We start from the raw sequence: 21,277 nt of genomic DNA, 5'->3' as shown, positions 1-21,277 counted from the left end.
CCATGAATATTCAAAAAATGATGAAACAAGCCCAACAAATGCAAGCCAAGATGGCGACATTGCAAGAAGAGTTGGCGGCAATGGAGGTTGAGGGCACCACCGCCGGCGGTGCAGTGAAAGTCACCCTCTCAGGCAAGCATGATATGAAAGCGATCTCAATCTCCGAAGATCTCATCGACCCTGAAGATAAAGAGATGCTCGAAGCCGCCGTCATGGCCGCCTTTAACGATGCCAAGCAAAAGGCAGATACACTCAATGCTGATGCCATGTCAGACGCAACTGGCGGCATGAAGCTACCCTTCTAAAAATTCATGCGTAAAGTCATCACTGCATCTATGGTCGGTAATGGGTTGGAGTGGTATGACTTCGCCATTTATGGCCATATGGCGGTGGTGTTGCGCGATCTATTCTTTCCCGGAACCGATCCTGTCGTTGGCTTAATCGCCACTTACGGCGTTTTTGCCGCTGGTTTTATTGCGCGGCCGGTCGGCGCGGTCTTCTTCGGTTGGCTGGGCGATAAATATGGCCGCCGAATGGCGTTAACCGTCGCCGTTTTGATGATGGCGATTCCGACAGGTTGTATTGGCTTACTTCCCACGTATGAGATGGTCGGCGTGATGGCGCCGGTGCTGTTGACGATGATTCGGGTGCTGCAAGGCTTGTCATTGGGCGGAGAGTTTTCGGGCTCGATGGCCTTCATGGTCGAGCATTCCCCGCAAGCCAAGCGTGGCTTTATCGGTTCGATGTCGATGAGCAGTTTGATTATTGGTTTTATGATGGGTTCTATCGTCGCCAATTTATTCTCGATGTTGCCGGAGGAAGACTTCCTCACCTGGGGGTGGCGCGTGCCATTCATCCTCGGTATTGCGATTGGTTTTGTTGGCTTCTACATTCGCTCGCATTGCGAAGAAAGCCCCACTTACTTGGCGGCGAAAGAGCAGGGGATACTCGCAGAATCCCCGGTTAAACAAGCTTTCAAAAGCCACTGGCGCGAGATGCTGGAAGCCTTTGCGATCTACATGACCGTGACCATGCCATTCTATCTGGTCGCGATCTATTTTATCTCCTTTAACGAATTGCATATGGGGTTGGAGAAAAGCGAATCGCTCTCCATCAATACCCTCAACCTGCTGGCGATGCTGGTGGCGTTCCCGCTCTCGGCCATCTTCTCGGATAAGATTGGCCGTAAGAAGGTGTTGATGGTGGTCGCCGCTGCAATATTGGTGGTGGTGATGCCGCTCTTTACGGCATTAGAGCCGGGAAATTATTCGCAAATTCTCACGCTCCAAGTCGGGCTGGCATTCTTAATTGGCTGTTATCTAGGCCCTGTGCCTGCGCTACTCGTCGAGATGTTCCCTACCTCTGTACGCTATTCCGGCATGGCGATTCCGTATAACCTAACCGCGACAATCTTTGGCGGCACCACACCCATGGTTTGCGTATGGCTGATTGATCGCACCGGCGATACTGCTTCTGTCGCCTATTACGTGATGATTTGCTGTATTTGCTCACTCATCGCGCTGGCACTCTATAAAGACCGAACCTTCGAGGCGTTGCGTTAGAGGAATCTACTCAGCGACTGCTTCTACCGTTTTTACTTCAGGTACATAATGTTTGAGCATGTTTTCGATACCGTCTTTGAGTGTGATGGTGCTGCTTGGGCAGCCAGAGCATGAGCCGTGTAGCTCTAATTTTACGGTACCAGAAGATTCTTCAAAGCCTTTAAAGACGATATCACCGCCATCTTGTGCCACAGCTGGGCGCACGCGCGTTTCAATTAATTCTTTAATCGTGCGCGCAATGTCGGAATCGGCTTCGTCAGAACCGCCTTTGTCCGCGCTGGCGGTCGCGTCATTCATTACCGGTTTTCCAGCGACAAAATGATCCATAATGCGGCTGAGAATTTGTGCTTTTAGCGCGTCCCAATCTACTGTTTCGCTCTTGGTGATACTCACAAAGTCAGTGCCGAAAAAGATAGCATTAATGCCGTCTACTTCAAACATGGTTGCGGCGAGTTCAGATTTCTCAGCTGCTTCTTCCTTGCGGGTAAAGAAAGCGGTCGCACCAGCTTGCATTACTTGCTTGCCGGGCAGGAACTTAAGGGTTTGCGGGTTTGGAGTGGTCTCGGTTTGAATGAACATATCTAAGCCTTACTAATTTACTCAGGCTTAGATAGGGCGATGCGCGAGATTTTGCAAGTGAAGTTAGTGAAATATTAAGGGACAACCGCTATGATGTTGACATGGTAATGGGGTCTAACTTTTTAAATCCGGTGAATGTGGTAACTACCGGGCGTATCCATCGCGCCTTGACCATGTTGGGCAGGGCTGGCGTCGCCATTAAAGCGATGAGGCAAGAATTCCCCTTTCCACTCTTATCCAAAGATATAGCGCCCAACCGCCCAGCGCCGGGAAGTGCAGCAGCGACTGCCGCAGAATTACATGGTATAGAGCAGGCGCGGGTAGAGGCGCTAGCGGCGTTTGATTCTTTGAGAGATTCCTTGGAACAGAATGAAATATCTCAGCCTGCTGCGGCCATAAAATTTAAAGAACTGGCCAATACGGGAAATTATGTAATGGAGCAGTTACTTTCATTTATTGATGAAAAGAGCGGTCAATTAGAGTCGAATGGTTTCATGATCGCAGCGGATATAAAAGCACTTGCTGGCCAGCTTAAGCATGATAGTGATCTTACTAAGAAAATGCATGAAGACACTTATAAAATTCAGCCGAGGCGATGGATTAAGTCCAGTCCCGGCAATGATCTTCTAGGTCGTTAATCTAGTCCTCTGGTTCGTCTTTTTTAGTCGTCATCATTCCTTCGAAATCCGGCGTTTTTTGATTCCAGTTTTCTAAAGTAGATTCATCCGTATTGGGTTTGCCAAACAACCAGCCTTGACCGTAATGCACACCGCTCTCCCATAGGACAGAGGCGGTCTTCTTATCTTCGACCATTTCCGCAATCGTCGTCATGCCGAGGTTGCGGCACATGCCGACCATCGCGCGTAACAAGTGTCGGCCACGTGTGGTGTCGAGGTTATCTTGCACGTAACTGCCATCGATTTTGATGTGGTCCACATGTAGGTGACGTAAATAGTCGAACGAGGATTCCGCGACACCAAAGTCATCGAGGCAGCAAACATGGCCACGTTTGCGTAGCTCTTGTATGAAGCGGTTGGCGCATTCCATATCGGTGATTTTAGCCGATTCAGTCACCTCAATAATCAGTTGCTTGCGAATATGGGGGAACTTATCCAGTAGAATAAGCATCGTATCCATGAAAAATTGCGATGAGAGCGATTTTCCAGAGAGGTTGATCGCTACTAGCGGCCAACGACCGGCATCATGCGCGCGGTCCAAAACTTCTAACGTTCGGCGGCACATGGCGAGATCGAATTCGCTAATGAGTCCTGTCTGTTCGCCAAAATTGATGAATTGGAAAGGGTTGCAAGAGTGCGCTGAGCTAGAAGTATCGAACCGTACGAGGGCTTCGTAATGGTGAATTTTGCCGTTGCGTAAATCGACGATCGGTTGGTAGGCGATCTGGAACGCATCATCTTCGACCGTGGATTTAAAACTGCTGATGCGTTGAACGGTTTCATCGAGCAGCGCATCATAACTATCTTGGATCGAATTGAAGCTGAAGTTTTCTTTTGTTTCTGCAAAATGGTTGAGCGTGTAGAGAATCGCGCGCGAGGCATCCTCTTCGTTTAAATTGCCGATATTTGCTTCAACCGTTGAGAGCTGTGCCGTCATCCCCTGCATGGTAGGGGCAAGTTTGACGAGGAGCGATTTTACTTCACTTAAGACATCGTCCCCTACAACCGTTTCATCGTGAACAAAACTGAAAACACCGTCATCTACGAGGCCTGCTGTATCTTCAGCAATGGAGTGACTGCGTAGATATTCTGCAATTTGGAGGCTTAATTCTTTGGCTCTTTCGGGCTCTAATTTATCGAGGAAACCTTTGAAGTCAGGTAGGTCGATCAACGACATCTGCGCGTCAATTCCTGAATCGACTAGCTCACGCATGCGTTCGGCTGCTCGTTTCGAAAATTCTTCGCGATTGAATAAACCGGTAGTGATGTCACGTGCGGAAATTTCACTTTCATCTATCTCGTGTCGTAGGATCGAAAAGCTCAAGAAAATGGACGTTTCGTTACTCGGCAATGTAACGCCAGAGATGGCGACGGGAAGGTTGGGGAAAATTCGACTGGCCAGAATGAGCTTTCGCTGCTGTACGCGGCCCGTGTTGGTGATGTCATATAAGATCCGTTTCCAGCTTTTTGATTGGCCTTCTTCGAATAATTCTGTGACGTTTCTATTTAAAAAACTATCTGCGGCATCGCCTAAAAATCCACGTGTGGCACCGTCAATATAGACGATATCGTGGTTTTCATTTAACTCGATGAGCATATCCGAGGAGGCGAAGGCAAAGGCGACGAACCGGTCGCGATCTTGCTTTAAAGCATCGACGGTTGTGGCTTGTTGTGCTGAACTAGACATTTGTTAATTTTACTGCCTTTGGCTGTGAAATTAAGTGTTACTCAATAAAATGATCCAATCCAGGTGCAATTCCCTTCCCATAGGGGTGCAAGTGAGGCATAATTGACCTGTTCTTTTGAACTATGGCGATAAACGTTGTTTGGAATAGGCGGATTGGACCCGAGGGCAGTACTCGGCATCTCCACCATTTAGGGGGATGAAACAGACTCGACAGACGTAATAAAGAAATTATTTTCGCTCGGCATGATACCACCGAATCGGGTCAAACTTTATAGTTGCTAATGATAATTCAGCGACTGTTGCATCTAACGACAATTTTGTCGTAGCTGCTCGTATGGCTGCCTAACGGCACCTAACGAGTACAGTTTGTAAACGCGGTCCGAGGGGTACCGGGCAACAGGAACCCCTCACTTATTTACGATAATTTTCGCTCAGTATTAGGCCGATAATGCTATGGATGGCCTGTTCTTCTTAATAACCGCAAAAAGGTTTGAAGTTGAAGCGAGTGATCAGTATTTCGCCGACATAATCGACGGCTTTCATGGTATATTCACTTTCGCAGCCCTGCACGCTGAAGGTCTTCCCGAACATTTTGTCAATGGTGCTCTCTGGGTGCATGGAGATAGTTACAATCGGTTGTAGGCGGCCAAATGCTGCTTTGAATTGGGCAAACGGGATGCCGCGTTGCGCGTTTGGATGAAGTACATCATAAGCCGCTTGAATATTGCCGGAGCTTAAGTCTCGTGCGAATTTTTCGTAAACGGCTTTAGATTTTCCTGAAGAATAATTTTCCGCCCAATAAAATCCACCGACCATCAGGCCAATCCCTAAAATGAGGAGTGCGATTTTTTGAATCATCCCTCATTATATCATTTTTTGAGCAATTTGGCCAATTCTGGCGGTAATCCGCCGGCGCCGCCTTGAGGCATTTGTGGCATTTTGCTCATATCGGGCATTGCAGCGCCACCACCGCCAGCGCCTTTCATCATGTCGCCCATGCCGGGCATGCCGCCCATTTGCTGCATCATTTTCATCATGCCGCCTTTGCCACCGCCCATCTTTTTCATTTTCTTCATCATGGTTTGCATTTGCATTTGCGCTTTGATGAGGCGGTTCACTTCGGGCACTTCTACGCCTGCGCCTGCAGCAATTCGTTTCTTGCGCGAGCCATTGAGAAGCTTCGGGTTGGCGCGTTCTTTCTTCGTCATCGAACCAATAATGGCTTGTTGGCGTGTGATAACCGAATCATCCATGCCTGCTGCATCAAGCTGGCCTTTCATCTTACCCATACCCGGTAGCATTTTCATGAGGCCGCCGAGGCCGCCCATTTTGCTCATCTGCTTGAGTTGATTGGCGAGGTCGTTGAAATCGAACATGCCCGATTGCATCTTCTTTGCCATCGCCTCAGCCTCTGCGGCATCAATCGTTTCAGCGGCTTTTTCAACAAGCGAGACCACATCACCCATATCCAAAATACGGCTGGCAATACGTTCCGGGTGGAATGGTTCAAATTCAGTGACTTTTTCACCGACACCCATAAACTTAATCGGCTGGCCCGTTACCTGACGCATAGAGAGTGCGGCACCGCCACGGCCATCACCATCAATACGGGTGAGGATAATGCCAGTCACGCCAATCTTCTCGTGGAACTCACGGGCGATGGTTACGGCATCTTGGCCGGTCAGCGCATCGGCGACAAGGAGTGTTTCAGTCGGTTTGGACAGATTACGAATCTGCAGTAACTCATCCATCAACTCACCGTCAAGGTGGAGGCGACCTGCAGTATCAAGGATCAATACATCCATACCGGAAAGCTTGGCTTCCTTCAGCGCGCGCTTGGTGATGGTCAGCGCATTTTCGCCTTTGACGATCGGAAGGGAGTCGACTTCAACCTGTCCGGCGAGCACTTCAAGCTGCTCTTGTGCGGCAGGGCGTTGCGTATCCAGTGACGCGAGCATCACTTTCTTATTTTCTTTATCTTTTAAGCGTAAGGCAAGTTTGCCGGAACTGGTCGTTTTACCAGAGCCTTGCAACCCGCACATCAAAATGACAACAGGAGGTTCGGCGCGTAAGTTTAGTTCAACGATTTCCGAACCCAGTAATTCTTCAAGATGGTCTTGTACTAGCTTGATAACCATTTGTGCGGGATTAACATTCTTAATCACCTCCGCACCGAGGGCTTTTTCTTTCAAGCTTTTGACGAAATCTTTAACGACGGGCAGGGCGACATCCGCTTCGAGTAAAGCGATACGCACCTCGCGCATGGCAGTGTCGATGTCTTTTTCGCTTAATTTACCGCGGCCGCTAAGCCCGCTAAAGATACCGCCAAGGCGATTACTGAGTGATTCAAACATGTTACTGTATATAAGCCGCAAAGCCGCAGATAGCAACGATTGAAGTCAAGAAATAAAAATCAGGAAATCCCAAAAATTCGCTGGGAATAAGGAAATGCTTGGGTTATGGTGTTGCTATATTGCACGAGCGCACGAAGAAAAAGAAGATTTCGAGGAGGAATACAATGTTCAAACGCAAAGAAGATGATATCGATTTATTGAGCGAAGCAGGGGGAAACATGCCAGCAGATACAAACGAAAAGAACGAGCCGCAAATGGCGACAGCACCAGCAGCAGTGACGCCAATGGCAGCAGCACCGGAAGCGACTGCTCCAGTTGCCGCCGCAGCGCCAGCAGCAGTGACGCCAATGGCACCCGCAGGTGGCTATACGCGTCCTGCAGAATCAGCAACACGCCCAGCAAGTTTCCGTCCAGGTGGCGAAGCAACTCGCCCCGCAGGTGCAGGTCGTCCGGGTTCGGATTATCGTCCGGCAGGCGGAATGGCTGCAGCGCCCATGGGTGCTCCTAGCGAAAAACCAAAACCACCGGCAGGTCGTCGCGTGCTAACCGTCGGTCATGACATTTTGCTTAAAGGTGAAATCGCAACCTGTGACCGTTTGGTGATTGAAGGCGCTGTAGATGCAGTCTTGAACGAAGTGCACACGGTAGAAATTTCTGAAACAGGCTCTTTCAAGGGCGCTGCAGAAATTGAAGATGCTGAAATTAGCGGCGAATTCGACGGGGAATTAACCGTTCGTGGTCGTTTGGTGATTTACGCAACGGGTAAAGTTCGCGGTAAGATTACTTACGGTGAAATCGAAATTGAACGTGGCGGCGAATTGACCGGTACGATCAAGTCATACTCGCCAGAAGCTGCTAAAAAAGCAGTTGAGAAAAGCAGCAAAAAAGAAAAAGCTGCCGCATAAATTCTGACTCATCAGGTCAATGAAAAGGGAGCCTCGTGCTCCCTTTTTTTATGTACCTTCCGGTGGCGGTGTCTTCTGCTTAAATCGACAAATATCATCAATCCGGCAGTTGAAGCACATGGGCTTGCGCGCTTTGCAAGTGTAGCGGCCATGTAAGATCATCCAGTGATGGGCATTCTGTTTGAACTCGGCAGGCACTTTCTTTTCGAGCGCTTGTTGAGTCGCATCGGTCGTTTTGGTTTTGACCATCCCTGTACGATTGGCCACGCGAAATACATGCGTGTCCACCGCAATCGTAGGGTGATCGCGCGCGCAATTGAGCCAAACCGCGGCGGTCTTGGTGCCGACTCCCGGAAGTTTGATCAACTCTTGCGTGGTTTCTGGAATCTCATTGCCAAAAACGTGAATGAGCATTTCACATAGGGCGATCACATTTTTGGCTTTTGAATTAAACAGGCCGATCGTTTTGATGTAACCCTTCAAGCCCTCTAGCCCTAATTCGAGCATCGCGTGTGGCGTATCATATTTCGCAAAGAGCGCTTTGGTGGCCTTATTGACTCCCACATCCGTCGCCTGAGCCGATAGTACGATCGCCACGAGTAGCGTGAATTCGTTGGTATAATCAAGTTCCGTCACCGGTTCAGGATCAGCCGCTTGTAGGCGACTAAAAATTTCAGTGAGTGCTTGTTTGTTCATAGCTTATTATCTAGCTCGTCATGGCGAGGAGCGCAAGTGACGCGGCAAACGGAGCGCAGTGAAGAAAGACGTAGCGTGAAAGCGCGCCGTCATCCCAGTGAACGCGTAAATTCTGGATTGCCACGCTGCGCTCGCAATGACACAATGCCTGATGCGTTTTACCGATCATGCCATTTTATTAGGAGTCACCAAATACAGCGAATCGACCGGCATTTGCCGATTATTTGGCCGCGACTATGGTTTGATTTCGGGGGCTGTGCGCGGTGCGACGGGTCGGAAGAATCGCGGCAATTATCAGCCGGGCAATGTTTTGCAGGTGGAGTGGAGCGCGCGTTTAGCTGAGCATTTAGGCAGCTTGAAATGCGAAATGTTATCTCCTGTCGCCGCTTATTTCTTGAATGATCCTTTACGGTTGGCCGGATTGAACTCGTTACTTATATTAACGCAAACCACGATGGCGGAGCATGACCCGCATCCGCAATTATACGATGCGTTGGCGAGTCTATTAGATAAAATGAAGCGCAATGAAGCGTGGCTTGCGGATTATGCGCGTTACGAATTGCAGCTGCTTTCTGAATGCGGATTTCGTTTGGAACTGAAGCGTTGCGTGGTGACGGGTGAGGTCGAGAATCTCGCCTATGTGTCGCCAAAATCAGGCTGTGCCGTTACGGAAGATGCGGGTGCGGCCTATAAAGAGAAGCTATTAGCGCTGCCTGCCTTTTTGCGTGATTCATCCGCGTCGGTTGATGGGGTGATGCTGAATCAGGCGTTGCGTCTGAGCGGTTATTTCTTAGAGCATCGTTTGTTTGCGAGTCATAATAAGTCGCTACCTGAAGCGCGCAACCGTATGCAGAATCAGGTCAATAAAATGCAGTGGGATCGGGAGCCGGAAGATGCCTGAACTCGCCTTTCACCCGCTTTTGAAAAACACGGTAGCGCATGCGGTGCAAGGCGAGTGGCTGATTTGTTCCTCGAAAAACCGACTGTTCCGACTTTCGATGCAGGATTTCAAAACGCAGGAACCTTTGGGCGATGTTCCTTGGGGAATTAAGCAGCTACCCTGTCATATCCGTTTGGTCGATCGTATTTTAAAGTACGGCATATTACATGCCTGTCCGATTGATGAGTCACGTTACCTCGTCGCGAATGACCATGGTTGGTGGTTGCTCGATCAAGGGCGTGCGAGCAAAGTTTCGATGCCGTCAGATACCCGTCCGATGATGCGCAGTACCTGCATCGGTGCCTCTGGCCGAGTCTATTACGGCGAGTATTTCGGCAATGCGCAGCGTCGCGCGGTGGAGGTGTTGGGCAGTCGTGAAGATAGCTTGAGCTTCGCGCCCGTACATGCATTTGCAGCCGGTGAGGTTCGTCACATTCACGCCTTGCTAAATGATCCTTATATGCCCCAACGCATCTGGATTCCGTGCGGCGATGAAGATGAGGAATGCACCATCTATTATACGGATGATGAATTTGAGACCGTGCATAAATTTTGTAATTTCGGCCAAAAGAGCCGCGCGGTGGATATGATCATCCTAGAAGATAAGCTTATCTGGGGAATGGATTCACCGCTTGAGACTTCGTACATTTTGCAAGTCGATAAACATAACCCAACCGAGCCTGAAATTATCTATGAACTGCCAGGTCCTGCTTATTATATGACGCGTAACGAGGCGGGTGGCGTGTATCTAGGAACAACCGCAGAGCCGGGCCCTGCAGTGAAAGATAATCTCGCACATCTCATTGCGTTGCGCCCTGATGGAAGCTGGCAGGATGTCTATCAAGCAACTAATGATAAAGTGCCGCAATTTGGTATTTTCCATCTGCCTAAAGGCGTGCTGCCGGGTAATAAAATGATACTTTCATCGCGTGCCGTAACGAAGCATGAAGGGCAGTTACTATTAGCAGAGGATACTGAGTGGAAATGAAGGTTTTTATTAAACAGTTGATCTTGAGGTTAGATTGGCAAGGCCAATCCGCCGTTAGCGGCGAAGGATACGCGCCGTGTGAGCGCCCCCTACATTTTGTAAAAATGGAGGTGAATAAATAATATGAAGTCTAAAATTTATGCGCTATTGCGCCGGGTTCTTTCGCAAGAAACGCGTAATGGTATTAAGCAAACACTGCGCAAAACGAAAAAGAAAATGGCACCGATTCGCCGTGCTTATCATGGGCCTTTCAGCGCGCAGGATCTAGTCGATCATCTTGACTCGCAACTGCCAGATTCGACCGAAGTAATCATGCTGCATAGCTCCATGCATGATCTCTATCCGATGTATTCGGGGAGCCCGCAAGAACTCGCCGATGCGCTTGCCGATTATGCCATTAAAACAAATCGTACGCTCTGCATGCCTGCCTTTATCTTTGGCGGGAAAGCTTACGATGCGACACAGCTCTATACAGAAAACCCAATTTTCGATGTGATCCAAGCCAAATCAGAAACCGGTTTTATGACCGAGTATTTCCGCAATAAACAGGGCGTGAACCGCAGCCTGCATCCAACCCATTCGATCTGCGCGATTGGCCCTCTGGCCGAAAAACTCAATGAGGCGCACCATACGTGTGGCAGCATCTTCGGCGCGGATTCGCCATTCATGCGCATGAATGATTATCAGACGGAAATTATCGGTCTGGGCTGTCAGTATTTCCGCGTGCTAACGCAGGTGCATACGGTGGAAAATGTTTTGGGTGAGAAATTCCCATACCCGCTCGATTACGATCACGTGCCCATGAAAATCGTGGATGCGAAGGCACAAGAACATGATTTCACCCTGATCCGCGCCAATAATAATGACCTGCGCCGAGTCGAGCGTATCGAGGCGTATTTGCAGCCAAATGAGTTGCGTGAATGGCACTGGCACGGCGTCCCGTTTTTCTGCATCGGCGCCAAGGCCGTAACAGAGGCTCTGCTTAAAGCAGCCGATGAAGGCGTCACGATTTATGAGAAACGCGGTTAATTTACTTGGAATTGGCTGTGGAAGCCGTTAAGAAGTAACGATGAGTAAAAATAATAATAAGGCCGAAGCGCCGATCATCCCTGTTGCTTTTAAAGATGCCATTGGCGAGCGTTACCTCGCTTACGCCATGTCCACCATCACTTCACGCTCGCTGCCGGATGTGCGCGATGGCTTGAAGCCTGTTCACCGTCGCCTACTTTATGCGATGCTACAATTGAAGCTCGATCCTGCTAGTGGTTACAAAAAATGTGCACGTGTGGTGGGTGATGTGATTGGTAAATATCATCCGCATGGTGACACTGCCGTTTACGATACGATGGTTCGTTTGGCCCAAGACTTTGCCGTGCGCTATCCGTTGGTTGAGGGGCAGGGTAACTTTGGTTCGGTCGACGGAGATAACGCGGCTGCCATGCGTTATACCGAAGCGAAATTGACAGCAGTGGCGATGGCGTTACTAGAAGGCCTGAAAGAAAATACCGTTGATTTCAACCCAACCTATGATGGTTCTGATAATGAGCCGGTGGTGCTGCCGTCTGCTTTCCCGAACCTGTTGGCGAATGGTTCGGAAGGGATTGCCGTAGGGATGGCAACTTCGATCCCGCCGCATAATGCGGGCGAGCTTTGCGATGCATTGCTGCATCTGATAAAAACGCCTGAAGCGCGTATCGAAACGCTTGTCGGTAAAGTGCTCGGCCCAGATTTCCCAACGGGCGGTATCATTGTGGAACCGCGCGAAAATATCCTTAAAGCCTATGAAACGGGCAAAGGCTCGTTCCGTACCCGCGCGAAATGGGAAGTGGAGAAACTTTCCCACGGCCTGTTCCAAATCATTATTACCGAGATTCCGTATCAGGTGCAGAAGTCTCGTTTGCTCGAGAAAATGGCCGAACTATTTCGCGCGAAAAAACTGCCTTTACTCGCCAATTTCCGCGATGAATCGGCGGAAGAAATCCGTGTCGTATTAGAACCAAAATCACGTCAGGTCGATCCTGATATGCTGATGGAATCGCTCTTTAAAGTGACGGAGTTGGAAAACCGCTTTAGCCTCAACATGAACGTGTTGGATGCGACCGGAATCCCGCGTGTGATGAACTTGCGTGAAGTGCTGCGTTGCTTCCTCGATCACCGGATGGAAGTGCTGACCCGCCGCTCTGAATACCGTTTAGAAAAGATTGCGCATCGCCTCGAAATTCTTGAAGGCTTCCTGATTGCGTATCTCAATCTCGATGAAGTGATCCGCATCATCCGTGAAGAGGATGAGCCGAAAAAAGTGATGATGGCCAAGTGGGACTTATCCGATGTTCAGGTTGAAGCGATCCTCAATATGCGTCTACGTCAGTTACGCAAGCTGGAAGAGATCGAGATTCAAACTGAGCATGATGCGCTGTCACAAGAGCAAGCCGGTTTAGAAGCCCTCCTCAAATCCGAAGAGCTGCGTTGGGATCGGATTTCTGAAGAGATCAAAGCCACCAAAGTTGCTTTCGGTCAGAAAACAGAACTCGGTGCACGCCGCACGCAATTTGCGGATGCGCCAACGGGTGTGGTCGTGTCGATCGAAGCCTTTGTCGAAAAAGAACCGCTCACGGTACTCTATTCAAAGCGAGGTTGGATTCGTGCGCTTAAAGGTCTCAACCAAACGACGGCGGATTATAAAGAGGGTGATAGCGAGCAATTTATCCTGAATGCCTACACGACGGATCAGATTCTCTGCTTTGCCAGCAATGGCCGTTGTTACACCATTGGTGGCGATAAAATCCCGCGCGGGCGTGGGCATGGCGAACCACTCAATCTGAGTATGGATATTGAAAGCACCGCTGATATTATCGGCATGGCCGTTTACAATGCAGAGCATCGCTATCTCCTAGCATCTTCTGCCGGTAAGGGCTTTGTGGTGCAAGCATCGGATATGGTGGCCTCTACCAAAAGCGGTAAGCAAGTACTGAACCCGCCGGGTGATTCTAAAGGGGTGGTGTTCCGCACTATGCCTGCTGATACGACGCATATTGCCGTCACCGGCACGAGCCGTAAGCTGTTAGTATTTCCCATCGATCAGTTGCCTGAGATGAAAAAGGGGCAGGGCGTAACCTTGCAGAAATATAAAGATGGTGAGCTAACCGACGCGTTGGCGATTAATATCGAACAGGGATTAAGCTGGGCACAAGGCGAGAACCGAACCCGTACGGAGGAAACCCTAACAAGCTGGTTAGGAAATCGTGCAGGTGCAGGCAAGCTGCCTCCACAAGGCTTCCCTCGCGATAATAAGTTTGGTTAGAAAAATCTAGCATTTGACGTGAACGGTTTGTGCAGCATTCGCACGAGTCGTGACTGTTTCAGTATGAGAGACGTCTTGTTGAGTGGCTGCGATGATAGATGCTGGCGTTGTAGGGCGCGCCTTTGTAGGCACTGTTTCAGGAGCCCGATTACCCATTGCTTGTTGTGCTAGCTGTGCTGCAATATTTCCACTATGGAGATCTTTATTTGTTGCTTTAGCTGCTTCTTGCGCCGCCTCTTTGCCTGCTTTTTGAGCTTCGTAAGTGATAATGGTTTGAAGCATCAAGTCTTCAAGCTCTTTTTCTGTGAATGTGATTGTTGCTTCTTTTTTAGGTGCAATTACTGCAGGCTTTTCAAGCTGAACCCCTGTTGGTGTGTTAGTCATATTTTGCATGACAGGCGTTGCACCAAGGGTGGTGGGGTTAGTAACTTTTGCGCTTGCATCATTTACCGGCAAGGCCATCGCGGGCATCGCGGTTGCTACACCAGTATCCGTTGCTGAAATGGCGTGAGTGGTGGGTAGAATAGTTTCTGTTGTCATGAATAAGCCCTCGTGATTAGTATTTCCTTAAAAAGAATATAACAAAAGATTATTACAGAATGATGACAAAGCCGAAAATAATGTTGATTACCACCGGTGGGACGATTGATGCGCAGCCCTATGATATCGCGCAAACGCCGGCGAATATTACTCCCTTAGCGAAAAGCTTGGTGCCTGCGGCTCTGGCTAAATTGCAGGTGGAAAATTTCGAGCACCATCCCTTGCCCCCGGCGGATAGTAAAGTGTTCTTGGCCGATGGTGGCGGATTGAGTCTGCTAATCGAGTTAATTTTAGCTTCGAGCGAGACGCATATTTTGATTACGCATGGTACAGATGCGTTGGGCATTACGGCGGTTGCGCTTTATCAAGCAATGAAAGCCGCCGGAAGTGACAAACTTATTGTGTTCGCCTGTTCGATGGTGCCGCTAGCCAATGAGTCATGCCCGGATGGTTATGCGAATTTGACGCGTGCGGTAAAGGAATTACGTAGCGAAACATTAGAGCCAGGTGTCTATATCACGGCCAATGAAGGTCAGTTTTTTGAGGGTAATGAGCGCTTAGCCCGTGTTCGTAAGGAGTTTGATGCTCCCTCGCCAGATAAGCGCTTTTTCTATCTCAAAGATTAACGGATAACCATGTTAACGCTCGAAGTCGGTGCTGTGGGCACTTTTCGGGTATAGCTGCTTTCTTTCTCTCATCAGATGAGATAAATATCTTACCATGAGTAATTTAGAGTTTAATAAATATATTGGCGCGCGCATTCGAAAGAAGCGCAAGCAAATGGGAATCAGTCTGCAACAGCTCGCCGATTTACTAAAACTGTCTTGCCAGCAAGTGCAGAAATATGAATCAGGGGCGAGTAAAGTCTCGGCGGAGCGCCTAGCGCTGATTTCGCATATTTTCAGCGAGCCGATCGAATATTTCTACAGTGATATTGATTTTAACGCGATCACGATTGGCGATGGTGCAAAACCAACGGTCATCAACGGTACGCGCCAGAAGAAACTCCAATTAATGCTAGTCGAAGACAGCCCGGCGGACGCGATTCTGTTCCGTGAGACGGCTGAGCAGCTAGACATGATCGATGACATCATTATTGAGCATCATGCCAATAAGGTGATTCCATTTTTACTGAACCATCATCAAAATCCGAACTATCAGCTTCCCGATATTTTGTTTTTGGATCTAAGTCTGACATCGGGCAATGGTTTCGACCTGCTAAAGAAAATTAAAGACGATCACAGTCTGCGACATTTGGTTGTGGTTGTGATTTCAGGTAGTATCAATTGGGATGATATGATGCGCAGTTACCGTATGGGCGCGGCGAGTTATATCCTTAAATCCGGTAAAGAAGGTAGCTTGAAAGAACTTCTTACGAATGTTTTAAATTATTGGAGTAATACGGCGATTCTGCCTAACATGTAGGCAGGGTAACGTGGAAACGGGTGCCTTTGTCAGGTGCCGTTTCAAACCAGATTTTCCCACCGAGATGGCGTATGGTAGCTTGGCATAATGCAAGCCCGCATCCCATGCCTTCGTGATGTTCTTCAGGATGTAATTTGCGGAAAACGGTAAAGGCATCTGTCCGGAAACTCTCGGCGATACCGATACCGTTATCGGTAAAGGTAAGCTGGCTGGTGCCGCTCTGCTCATTGCCTGCTATGTCTAATTGCAGCACAGTGTTGGGGCTTCTGAACATAATGGCGTTACCAATAATTTCAGAAAATAGCCGTACTAGAACATCTTTTTGACCGCAGATAGTAGGTAAGTTCTCACCGTAAGTGATTTGTATTTTATGCTCAGCAAGGGTGTCTTGGAACGAGTGCATCGCTTCTTTGATAACTGCTTTGCTATCAAGTGTCTGCACCGTTTCTTGGCTGTTGTTGGATAGGTGTGAAATTTCGAGCAAGCAGTCAAGCATCGCCTGCATATGATCGAGCGATTGATTGATCATGTCAATATAGAGGCTTTCATCGCTTGAGGCGTCGGCCTCACGTTTTTGCAAGAGTAGCTTATGGAACTCGCGCACATGGCGTAACGGCGCATTGAAATCATGCGAAACAGAGTACACAAAGTTAGCGAAATCTTGTTCGAGTGCTTGGTATTGTGCGCAAGAGGTAATGTCTCTATTCGTCATCAGGCCTCTCCTGTGTAACTTTGATCAGGCTTTGAACGCATTGATTCAGATGCTCTTGTGTCATGTCATCTTTGCTAATAAACGCATTGAACCCGGCTTCAAGAGCTTGTTCTTTTAGTTCGGGATTCGCGTAACCGGTTATCATAATAACAGCGCTATCAGCGTCTAGTTTAGGGTTAATCTTGCGTATGAAATCTAGGCCCGTCTCCGCGCCGATCAGATAATCGAGTAGGATGCAGTCGAAGTGTGTCGTTGCGAGAATCTTGCGTGCTTCAGAAAAGTCATTGGCAGTTTGAATCTCATAAATAGGAACGGCAGTTGGCGATAAATATTTTCTCAGAATTAAGCATTCGCTGATTGAGTCGTCAATAATCAGAATTTTAGGTTTGATCGTCATAGGGCGAGTCAGCACTTCCATTATTATACAAATAGGGTAGCTGTAGAATATGGTGTGCGCGTTAGGAGTCAATCACGATAAGGCTGTTATTTGTTGCGTCGCTTTTTGATTTGTTTCTTCCAAAGACCGATGGTCAGCAATATAGGGGTCAAAGATAGGCACGCGGGGCAAAAGTAGCCGACGCTGATTTTGGTGAAGATACCGTAAGCACCGCTGAGTGCTCCCAGCCCGAGAAAGGTATTGCTATGGTCTCTCTCGGGCGGGATTTGCTCTTTTACGGTGAAGGGACCTTTGTTCATACAGGTTTCGCAAAATGATTTTTCGCATAATGATCGACCGAGAATTTACCGGCTCCGTAAGTGATCAGGACACCCAGCAATAAAGCCCAATAAGCATGCTCAGGATAAGAATTATAGGTAAATTCAATCACCGCCGTCATGGCGAGCAATGGCAAGGCTGCGATACGAGTGAAGACTCCAAGTACTAATAAAGGCGGTACCACAAGCTCAAAGAAAGTGGCGGAAGCCGCTGCAAAGACAACTGGCAGTACGGGCACGGCATATTCATACTCAAATAAGCTGAGCGTACTTTCCCAATTATCAATTTTGGATAGCCCAGACATAAAGAAAATCTTCGCGATCCAGATGCGAGTCAGCAATATGACGACGTCATGCAGGGGTGCTAGCATTGTGATGATTTTATGATATAAAGCGATCAAAGCGGACATGGGTTCTTCTCCTTGGATTTTTCAGGGTGTTAAACTCATCTTCGCTAAGGGAGTCTAAAACGTTACAAATAATGTCCGATAGCCAAGAAAAACAGTGCCAAGAGTGGATGGCCGCAGCACAAACGGGCGATAAAGCCACGTATGCGAAGCTGTTAGGCACGGTTGAGACCTTGGCAACGCGTTATCTGGCAACACGTTTGGCTGTGCGTGATGATGCCAATGATCTCGTGCAAGAAATTCTGATGTCGATTCATAAAGCGCGCCCCACTTACGATGCGGCTAAGCCTTTCTATCCATGGATGTATGCGATCTTCCGTTATCGTTTGCAAGATTACCTGCGTCGTTATTATCGCCTGAAAGCGCGCGAAACGGGTGAATCTTTGTACCCGGTGGAAGGTGTCCATGCGCTTAATCCTGAAGAGGTTACGAGCGATAAAGAATTAAGTGAAAAATTATTGTCATGTTTGAAGCCTAAGCAACGAAGGATAGTAGAACTGCTCTATCTAGAGGGGAATTCCGCGCAAGAAGTGTCGGATGAAATGAAAATCTCAGTGCCGGATGTTCGCACCTCTGCGCATAGAGCGATGAAAGAATTACGTAAGAAAGCGGAAATGGTCGGATGAGTCACGAAGCCCTCATAGCCAATTTGGTAGAAGACGCGACGCCCGTCGTGCCGCTTAACCTGTTCAGGCGTTGCTTTTGGATGGTGACGGCTCTGACGACTTACATCCTGTTGACGGTGGCGTATTTTGGTTTCCGTCGTGATTGGGCCGATCAGATGATAGAAGGGGCTGCCTACCCATCAGAAATGCTGATCACGCTGATATTGGCCTTTGGTGCCGCGATTGCTGCTTTGCGCCTTTCCGTCCCGCGCGAAAGGAAATCTTCTTTAAGCCTGTTGATGTTGATTCTTCCGATTGCGATAGGCGCCGTTATTTGGCTATTAGGACAAGTCAGCGTGGAGAGCTTCTCTGCCTCGATTCAATCGCCCAGTCATTTCTATATTACGCTGGGTGTACTAGCGGGTGCGGTGCCGGTGGCGTTGCTTTTGTTTTGGTTGTTGCGTCAAGGATCACCCACGCAGTTAGGGTGGGCTGGTTCGATGGTTCTGCTTTCGGCTAGCGCGGTCGGGCATCTTCTTATGCGTACGATCGGTCAGGCTGATAACTTCGCGGATGTGTTGGTTTGGTGCTATTCACCGATCCTTTTTTGTGGCTTGGTTGGCGTGTTTATCGGCAAAAAAGCACTGCGCTGGTAAAAAATACATGATTTCTTGTAATGGTTTCGTTAGCACTAACGAAGTGAGTTATGAGAATTCATTTTTGATTCTGCTTTAACAAAATTACACATTGGAGAGATTACTATGACTAAAACAAAATTGATTATCCCTGCTGTTGCTCTTGCTGCCGTTGTTGGCGCTGTTACATTGGGCGCTAACGACGTTCAAGCCGCTAAACCTGGTATGGAAAAATGCTACGGTGCTGTTAAAGCCGGTAAAAACGATTGTGGTAACGTATCGGGTACACATGGTTGCGCCGGTCAAGCTGCCGCCGATGGTGCATGGGACGAGTGGGTATACCTACCTGAAGGCTCTTGCGATAAACTCGCCGGTGCGACGACTGAGCCGAAAAAAGGCTAATCGCCTCTAAGCTTTTAAAGGAGCCGGGGGCAGTAAACGCTGCTCTCGGCTTTTTTATGCGATATGACTCAAACACTCCCACATCTTGGATATGGCCTCGGATTGCGCTCGCAGCACTGGGATGACGTGCTCAATGATAAGTCCAAGAAAGTCGAATGGTTCGAGGTTATTTCTGAGAATTTCATGACCAATTACGGTTATGCGCGCGAAGTGCTGGGTAAAATTCGCCAAGATTACCCGGTGGTCATGCATGGCGTGTCGCTCTCTATCGGCAGTAGCGATCCGGTGAATGAAACATACCTCACCCATCTTAAAGCGCTGGCCGACTGGCTAGAACCTGCCTGGATATCCGACCATGTCTGCTGGACGGGTAATGCGCATATCAACACACATGACCTGCTGCCGGTGCCTTATACCGAAGATGCGCTCAAGCAGATGGTTGAGAAAGTCGGGCAGGTGCAAGAGTTTCTAGGTCGACGTATTTTGCTGGAAAATCCTTCCAACTATATGGAATTCGCTGCCAATACCCTGTCCGAATGGGAATTCATTGCGGAACTGCTCAAGCAAGCCGATTGCATGCTGTTGCTAGATATTAACAACGTCTATGTCACCTGCTACAATCACCGGCTTGATCCGAAAGTCTATATTGATGCGATACCGGCGGAGCGTATCGGTCAGATCCATCTGGCCGGGCATGAAAACCACGGCACCCACCTCATCGATACGCATGATGCGCCTGTGAATGACGAAGTGCTGGCGCTTTATGCCTATGCCATGCGTACCAAAGGCATGAAAAGCACGATGATCGAGTGGGATTCGAACATCCCAGACTTCTCAGCAATGCTGGCCGAATTAGACAAAGTGAAGCAGTTTGCTGAAACCGAGAATCTCCCCAATTTCGCACAACAGCGCCCCGTGCTCACCGGCGAGCATAACCAGTCTTACGAAATACTCATGGATACTTTCCAGGCCTGCATATTAGAACGTGCAGAGCCAAGTGATTGGGTGCGCGAAAAAGACGAATTCCCCGCCAAAGCCCAAATGAATGTCTACCAGCTGGCGTACCGAAAGCGCCTGTTCGATACGATTGTGCAAGATTATCCGCAAACCCGTGAGGAAATGGGAGAGGAAGCCTTCGACATCCTCGTCAGAACCTATATTGAGCGCAACCCTTCGCAATTCTATGCCTTGGAGCCCTACATCCGTAACTTCGTGCCATTCCTAAAAGAACAGGCGGCAGACTATGCTGCCACCGCAGCGCTGGAGGTGCTGACTGGCTCGCTTCAAGAATATCCGCAACCCGAAGCACTGAGCCTAGAGGCCCTAGGCCAAACACCCCCAGACCAATTCCTGCATTTAAATCTGAGTCTCACTCCCGCTGCCAAACTCTTGCCAAATTTCGCACTTATATGCCAAAAACTAGAGGTGTTCCGCCAGCCATTAGAGGGTAACGACTATCACGTGCTTAAAGCCATCCACGAAACCGAAACGCTAGAAGCCGCCCTGCAGCGCTTGTACGAACACGATATCTGCACCGCTGAAAACGTACTACCAACCCTCCAACAAGCCCTAGTCGATTTCGTACCCAAGGGATTCTTTATACAAAACTAAACATAACAAAGAAGGGAGGCCAGTAGGCCGACCCAGCCTTGAGCATTGGCGAAGCCAATAGTCCATCGTCGAGCCCAGTAGGGCGAGCGGGGACGGAACAGAAGAAATCCCCTTCCGGGCATCCCTAACTCGCCATACTCTTCAGGTAATCTAACGAACCTCAAGAGGAATCATCATGGCGGAGTCTAACCAATTTCAACCTATTGTTACCAGTAACCTAACTGCGACCATTGCCGATACGGCGACTGAGTCGGACGCGATTGACCTTTCGGGCACCACGCTTTCGGCGATCGCTTTCCCTGCGGAATTTGATGGAACTGCGGTCACGCTTAAAGCGGCCAGCTCTGCGGACAGTACCTTTGTGGATGTGCATGATATGGCAGGCACACAAATGAGCATCACCGCGAGTGCCTCGCGTATGACCGTCATTGAGCCTGCTAAATTAGCCGGCGTGCGGTTCATCAAACTTGTCGCGGATACCGCGCAAGACGGTGCGACGATTCTCACGCTTATGACGCGCCCGGTTTAGGGAGCAGC

Annotated in this window: 25 protein-coding genes and 1 other RNA gene; 16 read left to right on the top strand and 10 right to left on the bottom strand. The window is 49.0% G+C overall.

Translation table 11 applies throughout. The features are described from left to right. Positions 1 to 2 precede the first annotated feature (2 nt). Both P8P30_05770 and P8P30_05765 read left to right on the top strand, forming a co-directional pair. Positions 3 to 305, top strand: a complete 303-nt coding sequence (locus P8P30_05770; protein ID MDG1287057.1) for a YbaB/EbfC family nucleoid-associated protein — start codon at positions 3 to 5, stop codon at positions 303 to 305. A gap of 6 nt (positions 306 to 311) precedes the next feature. After that, positions 312 to 1,562 carry an MFS transporter gene (locus P8P30_05765; GenBank protein MDG1287056.1) on the top strand — a complete coding sequence of 417 codons (1,251 nt, stop codon included), beginning with the start codon at positions 312 to 314 and terminating at the stop codon, positions 1,560 to 1,562. Between the two features lie 6 nt (positions 1,563 to 1,568). Here P8P30_05765 and P8P30_05760 read toward each other — a convergent pair whose 3' ends face one another. Beyond that, a complete protein-coding gene (locus P8P30_05760; protein MDG1287055.1) occupies positions 1,569 to 2,141 on the bottom strand; it encodes a NifU family protein in 573 nt (190 codons plus the stop codon). Between the two features lie 101 nt (positions 2,142 to 2,242). Here P8P30_05760 and P8P30_05755 point away from each other — a divergent pair, with 101 nt between their 5' ends. After that, positions 2,243 to 2,779, top strand: a complete 537-nt coding sequence (locus P8P30_05755) for a hypothetical protein (GenBank protein ID MDG1287054.1) — start codon at positions 2,243 to 2,245, stop codon at positions 2,777 to 2,779. A gap of 1 nt (position 2,780) precedes the next feature. On the opposite strand, the gene P8P30_05750 is transcribed toward P8P30_05755, so the two are convergent. Next, positions 2,781 to 4,505 (bottom strand): EAL domain-containing protein, encoded by a 1,725-nt coding sequence (locus tag P8P30_05750; GenBank protein ID MDG1287053.1) that lies wholly within the window; start codon positions 4,503 to 4,505, stop codon positions 2,781 to 2,783. Positions 4,506 to 4,575: 70 nt separating this feature from the next. Between P8P30_05750 and ssrA the strand changes: the two genes are divergently transcribed. Further along, positions 4,576 to 4,917, top strand: a transfer-messenger RNA (tmRNA) gene (ssrA, locus tag P8P30_05745). A 59-nt stretch (positions 4,918 to 4,976) separates the two neighbouring features. Here the strand turns inward: ssrA and P8P30_05740 are convergent. Together P8P30_05740 and ffh are read right to left on the bottom strand one after the other, a co-directional pair. Then, entirely contained in the window at positions 4,977 to 5,363 is a 387-nt protein-coding gene (locus P8P30_05740; GenBank protein MDG1287052.1) for a hypothetical protein, read from the bottom strand. Between the two features lie 11 nt (positions 5,364 to 5,374). Beyond that, a complete protein-coding gene (ffh, locus tag P8P30_05735; protein ID MDG1287051.1) occupies positions 5,375 to 6,859 on the bottom strand; it encodes a signal recognition particle protein in 1,485 nt (494 codons plus the stop codon). A 164-nt stretch (positions 6,860 to 7,023) separates the two neighbouring features. Here ffh and P8P30_05730 point away from each other — a divergent pair, with 164 nt between their 5' ends. Further along, positions 7,024 to 7,764: a polymer-forming cytoskeletal protein gene (locus tag P8P30_05730; GenBank protein ID MDG1287050.1), complete on the top strand. Its 741-nt coding sequence runs from the start codon at positions 7,024 to 7,026 to the stop codon at positions 7,762 to 7,764. 48 nt (positions 7,765 to 7,812) lie between these two features. Here the strand turns inward: P8P30_05730 and nth are convergent, their stop codons facing one another. After that, entirely contained in the window at positions 7,813 to 8,460 is a 648-nt protein-coding gene (nth, locus tag P8P30_05725; GenBank protein MDG1287049.1) for an endonuclease III, read from the bottom strand. A gap of 136 nt (positions 8,461 to 8,596) precedes the next feature. Here nth and recO point away from each other — a divergent pair, with 136 nt between their 5' ends. From recO to parC, 4 genes are all read left to right on the top strand, one after another. Continuing rightward, entirely contained in the window at positions 8,597 to 9,361 is a 765-nt protein-coding gene (gene recO, locus P8P30_05720) for a DNA repair protein RecO (GenBank protein ID MDG1287048.1), read from the top strand. Next, positions 9,354 to 10,388 (top strand): hypothetical protein, encoded by a 1,035-nt coding sequence (locus P8P30_05715; protein MDG1287047.1) that lies wholly within the window; start codon positions 9,354 to 9,356, stop codon positions 10,386 to 10,388. Before recO ends, P8P30_05715 begins: the two co-directional genes overlap by 8 nt. Before the next feature lie 123 nt (positions 10,389 to 10,511). Next, complete coding sequence (locus P8P30_05710; protein ID MDG1287046.1) at positions 10,512 to 11,417, top strand: AAC(3) family N-acetyltransferase; 906 nt, start codon at positions 10,512 to 10,514, stop codon at positions 11,415 to 11,417. 40 nt (positions 11,418 to 11,457) lie between these two features. Then, positions 11,458 to 13,689 (top strand): DNA topoisomerase IV subunit A, encoded by a 2,232-nt coding sequence (parC, locus tag P8P30_05705; protein ID MDG1287045.1) that lies wholly within the window; start codon positions 11,458 to 11,460, stop codon positions 13,687 to 13,689. Between the two features lie 6 nt (positions 13,690 to 13,695). Here parC and P8P30_05700 read toward each other — a convergent pair whose 3' ends face one another. After that, the gene (locus tag P8P30_05700) at positions 13,696 to 14,229 is read right to left on the bottom strand and encodes a hypothetical protein (protein ID MDG1287044.1); all 534 of its coding nucleotides are present in this window, start codon (positions 14,227 to 14,229) and stop codon (positions 13,696 to 13,698) included. A gap of 59 nt (positions 14,230 to 14,288) precedes the next feature. On the opposite strand from P8P30_05700, the gene P8P30_05695 reads away from it, so the two are divergent. Next, complete coding sequence (locus tag P8P30_05695; GenBank protein ID MDG1287043.1) at positions 14,289 to 14,855, top strand: asparaginase domain-containing protein; 567 nt, start codon at positions 14,289 to 14,291, stop codon at positions 14,853 to 14,855. Between the two features lie 94 nt (positions 14,856 to 14,949). Next, positions 14,950 to 15,654: a response regulator gene (locus P8P30_05690; GenBank protein MDG1287042.1), complete on the top strand. Its 705-nt coding sequence runs from the start codon at positions 14,950 to 14,952 to the stop codon at positions 15,652 to 15,654. Here P8P30_05690 and P8P30_05685 read toward each other — a convergent pair. From P8P30_05685 to P8P30_05670, 4 genes are all read right to left on the bottom strand, one after another. Continuing rightward, positions 15,644 to 16,366, bottom strand: a complete 723-nt coding sequence (locus P8P30_05685; GenBank protein ID MDG1287041.1) for a HAMP domain-containing sensor histidine kinase — start codon at positions 16,364 to 16,366, stop codon at positions 15,644 to 15,646. The two genes, P8P30_05690 and P8P30_05685, sit on opposite strands and share 11 nt — an antisense overlap. Then, entirely contained in the window at positions 16,356 to 16,778 is a 423-nt protein-coding gene (locus tag P8P30_05680; protein ID MDG1287040.1) for a response regulator, read from the bottom strand. The genes P8P30_05685 and P8P30_05680 overlap by 11 nt, the downstream gene beginning before the upstream one ends. A 71-nt stretch (positions 16,779 to 16,849) precedes the next feature. Continuing rightward, a complete protein-coding gene (locus P8P30_05675) occupies positions 16,850 to 17,062 on the bottom strand; it encodes a hypothetical protein (protein ID MDG1287039.1) in 213 nt (70 codons plus the stop codon). Next, positions 17,059 to 17,490: a DoxX family protein gene (locus tag P8P30_05670; protein ID MDG1287038.1), complete on the bottom strand. Its 432-nt coding sequence runs from the start codon at positions 17,488 to 17,490 to the stop codon at positions 17,059 to 17,061. Before P8P30_05670 ends, P8P30_05675 begins: the two co-directional genes overlap by 4 nt. 71 nt (positions 17,491 to 17,561) lie before the next feature. Between P8P30_05670 and P8P30_05665 the strand changes: the two genes are divergently transcribed. The 5 genes from P8P30_05665 (at position 17,562) to P8P30_05645 (ending at position 21,269) form a co-directional block, all read left to right on the top strand. Then, positions 17,562 to 18,113 carry a sigma-70 family RNA polymerase sigma factor gene (locus P8P30_05665; GenBank protein MDG1287037.1) on the top strand — a complete coding sequence of 184 codons (552 nt, stop codon included), beginning with the start codon at positions 17,562 to 17,564 and terminating at the stop codon, positions 18,111 to 18,113. Next, positions 18,110 to 18,748 (top strand): NrsF family protein, encoded by a 639-nt coding sequence (locus tag P8P30_05660; protein MDG1287036.1) that lies wholly within the window; start codon positions 18,110 to 18,112, stop codon positions 18,746 to 18,748. The genes P8P30_05665 and P8P30_05660 overlap by 4 nt, the downstream gene beginning before the upstream one ends. A 105-nt stretch (positions 18,749 to 18,853) precedes the next feature. Next, positions 18,854 to 19,129 carry a DUF2282 domain-containing protein gene (locus P8P30_05655; protein ID MDG1287035.1) on the top strand — a complete coding sequence of 92 codons (276 nt, stop codon included), beginning with the start codon at positions 18,854 to 18,856 and terminating at the stop codon, positions 19,127 to 19,129. Between the two features lie 63 nt (positions 19,130 to 19,192). Beyond that, a complete protein-coding gene (locus P8P30_05650) occupies positions 19,193 to 20,740 on the top strand; it encodes a DUF692 family protein (protein ID MDG1287034.1) in 1,548 nt (515 codons plus the stop codon). Positions 20,741 to 20,915: 175 nt separating this feature from the next. Further along, positions 20,916 to 21,269 carry a hypothetical protein gene (locus P8P30_05645; protein MDG1287033.1) on the top strand — a complete coding sequence of 118 codons (354 nt, stop codon included), beginning with the start codon at positions 20,916 to 20,918 and terminating at the stop codon, positions 21,267 to 21,269. The last annotated feature ends 8 nt before the right edge of the window (positions 21,270 to 21,277 follow it).

The sequence above is a fragment of the Rickettsiales bacterium genome (assembly GCA_029252805.1).
Classification (GTDB): Bacteria; Pseudomonadota; Alphaproteobacteria; order Rickettsiales; family JALZUV01; genus JALZUV01.
The sequence above is the reverse complement of the archived record's forward strand: the minus strand, read 5'-3'. Positions and strand labels throughout refer to the sequence as shown.

Excerpts from the sequence above, each read along its gene's own strand:
- P8P30_05770 (MDG1287057.1), top strand. The coding sequence starts at position 3 with ATGAATATTCAAAAAATGATGAAACAAGCCCAACAAATGCAAGCCAAG.
- P8P30_05765 (MDG1287056.1), top strand. The coding sequence starts at position 312 with ATGCGTAAAGTCATCACTGCATCTATGGTCGGTAATGGGTTGGAGTGG.
- P8P30_05760 (MDG1287055.1), bottom strand. The coding sequence starts at position 2,141 with ATGTTCATTCAAACCGAGACCACTCCAAACCCGCAAACCCTTAAGTTC.
- P8P30_05755 (MDG1287054.1), top strand. The coding sequence starts at position 2,243 with ATGGTAATGGGGTCTAACTTTTTAAATCCGGTGAATGTGGTAACTACC.
- P8P30_05750 (MDG1287053.1), bottom strand. The coding sequence starts at position 4,505 with ATGTCTAGTTCAGCACAACAAGCCACAACCGTCGATGCTTTAAAGCAA.
- P8P30_05740 (MDG1287052.1), bottom strand. The coding sequence starts at position 5,363 with ATGATTCAAAAAATCGCACTCCTCATTTTAGGGATTGGCCTGATGGTC.
- ffh (MDG1287051.1), bottom strand. The coding sequence starts at position 6,859 with ATGTTTGAATCACTCAGTAATCGCCTTGGCGGTATCTTTAGCGGGCTT.
- P8P30_05730 (MDG1287050.1), top strand. The coding sequence starts at position 7,024 with ATGTTCAAACGCAAAGAAGATGATATCGATTTATTGAGCGAAGCAGGG.
- nth (MDG1287049.1), bottom strand. The coding sequence starts at position 8,460 with ATGAACAAACAAGCACTCACTGAAATTTTTAGTCGCCTACAAGCGGCT.
- recO (MDG1287048.1), top strand. The coding sequence starts at position 8,597 with ATGACACAATGCCTGATGCGTTTTACCGATCATGCCATTTTATTAGGA.
- P8P30_05715 (MDG1287047.1), top strand. The coding sequence starts at position 9,354 with ATGCCTGAACTCGCCTTTCACCCGCTTTTGAAAAACACGGTAGCGCAT.
- P8P30_05710 (MDG1287046.1), top strand. The coding sequence starts at position 10,512 with ATGAAGTCTAAAATTTATGCGCTATTGCGCCGGGTTCTTTCGCAAGAA.
- parC (MDG1287045.1), top strand. The coding sequence starts at position 11,458 with ATGAGTAAAAATAATAATAAGGCCGAAGCGCCGATCATCCCTGTTGCT.
- P8P30_05700 (MDG1287044.1), bottom strand. The coding sequence starts at position 14,229 with ATGACAACAGAAACTATTCTACCCACCACTCACGCCATTTCAGCAACG.
- P8P30_05695 (MDG1287043.1), top strand. The coding sequence starts at position 14,289 with ATGATGACAAAGCCGAAAATAATGTTGATTACCACCGGTGGGACGATT.
- P8P30_05690 (MDG1287042.1), top strand. The coding sequence starts at position 14,950 with ATGAGTAATTTAGAGTTTAATAAATATATTGGCGCGCGCATTCGAAAG.
- P8P30_05685 (MDG1287041.1), bottom strand. The coding sequence starts at position 16,366 with ATGACGAATAGAGACATTACCTCTTGCGCACAATACCAAGCACTCGAA.
- P8P30_05675 (MDG1287039.1), bottom strand. The coding sequence starts at position 17,062 with ATGAACAAAGGTCCCTTCACCGTAAAAGAGCAAATCCCGCCCGAGAGA.
- P8P30_05670 (MDG1287038.1), bottom strand. The coding sequence starts at position 17,490 with ATGTCCGCTTTGATCGCTTTATATCATAAAATCATCACAATGCTAGCA.
- P8P30_05665 (MDG1287037.1), top strand. The coding sequence starts at position 17,562 with ATGTCCGATAGCCAAGAAAAACAGTGCCAAGAGTGGATGGCCGCAGCA.
- P8P30_05660 (MDG1287036.1), top strand. The coding sequence starts at position 18,110 with ATGAGTCACGAAGCCCTCATAGCCAATTTGGTAGAAGACGCGACGCCC.
- P8P30_05655 (MDG1287035.1), top strand. The coding sequence starts at position 18,854 with ATGACTAAAACAAAATTGATTATCCCTGCTGTTGCTCTTGCTGCCGTT.
- P8P30_05650 (MDG1287034.1), top strand. The coding sequence starts at position 19,193 with ATGACTCAAACACTCCCACATCTTGGATATGGCCTCGGATTGCGCTCG.
- P8P30_05645 (MDG1287033.1), top strand. The coding sequence starts at position 20,916 with ATGGCGGAGTCTAACCAATTTCAACCTATTGTTACCAGTAACCTAACT.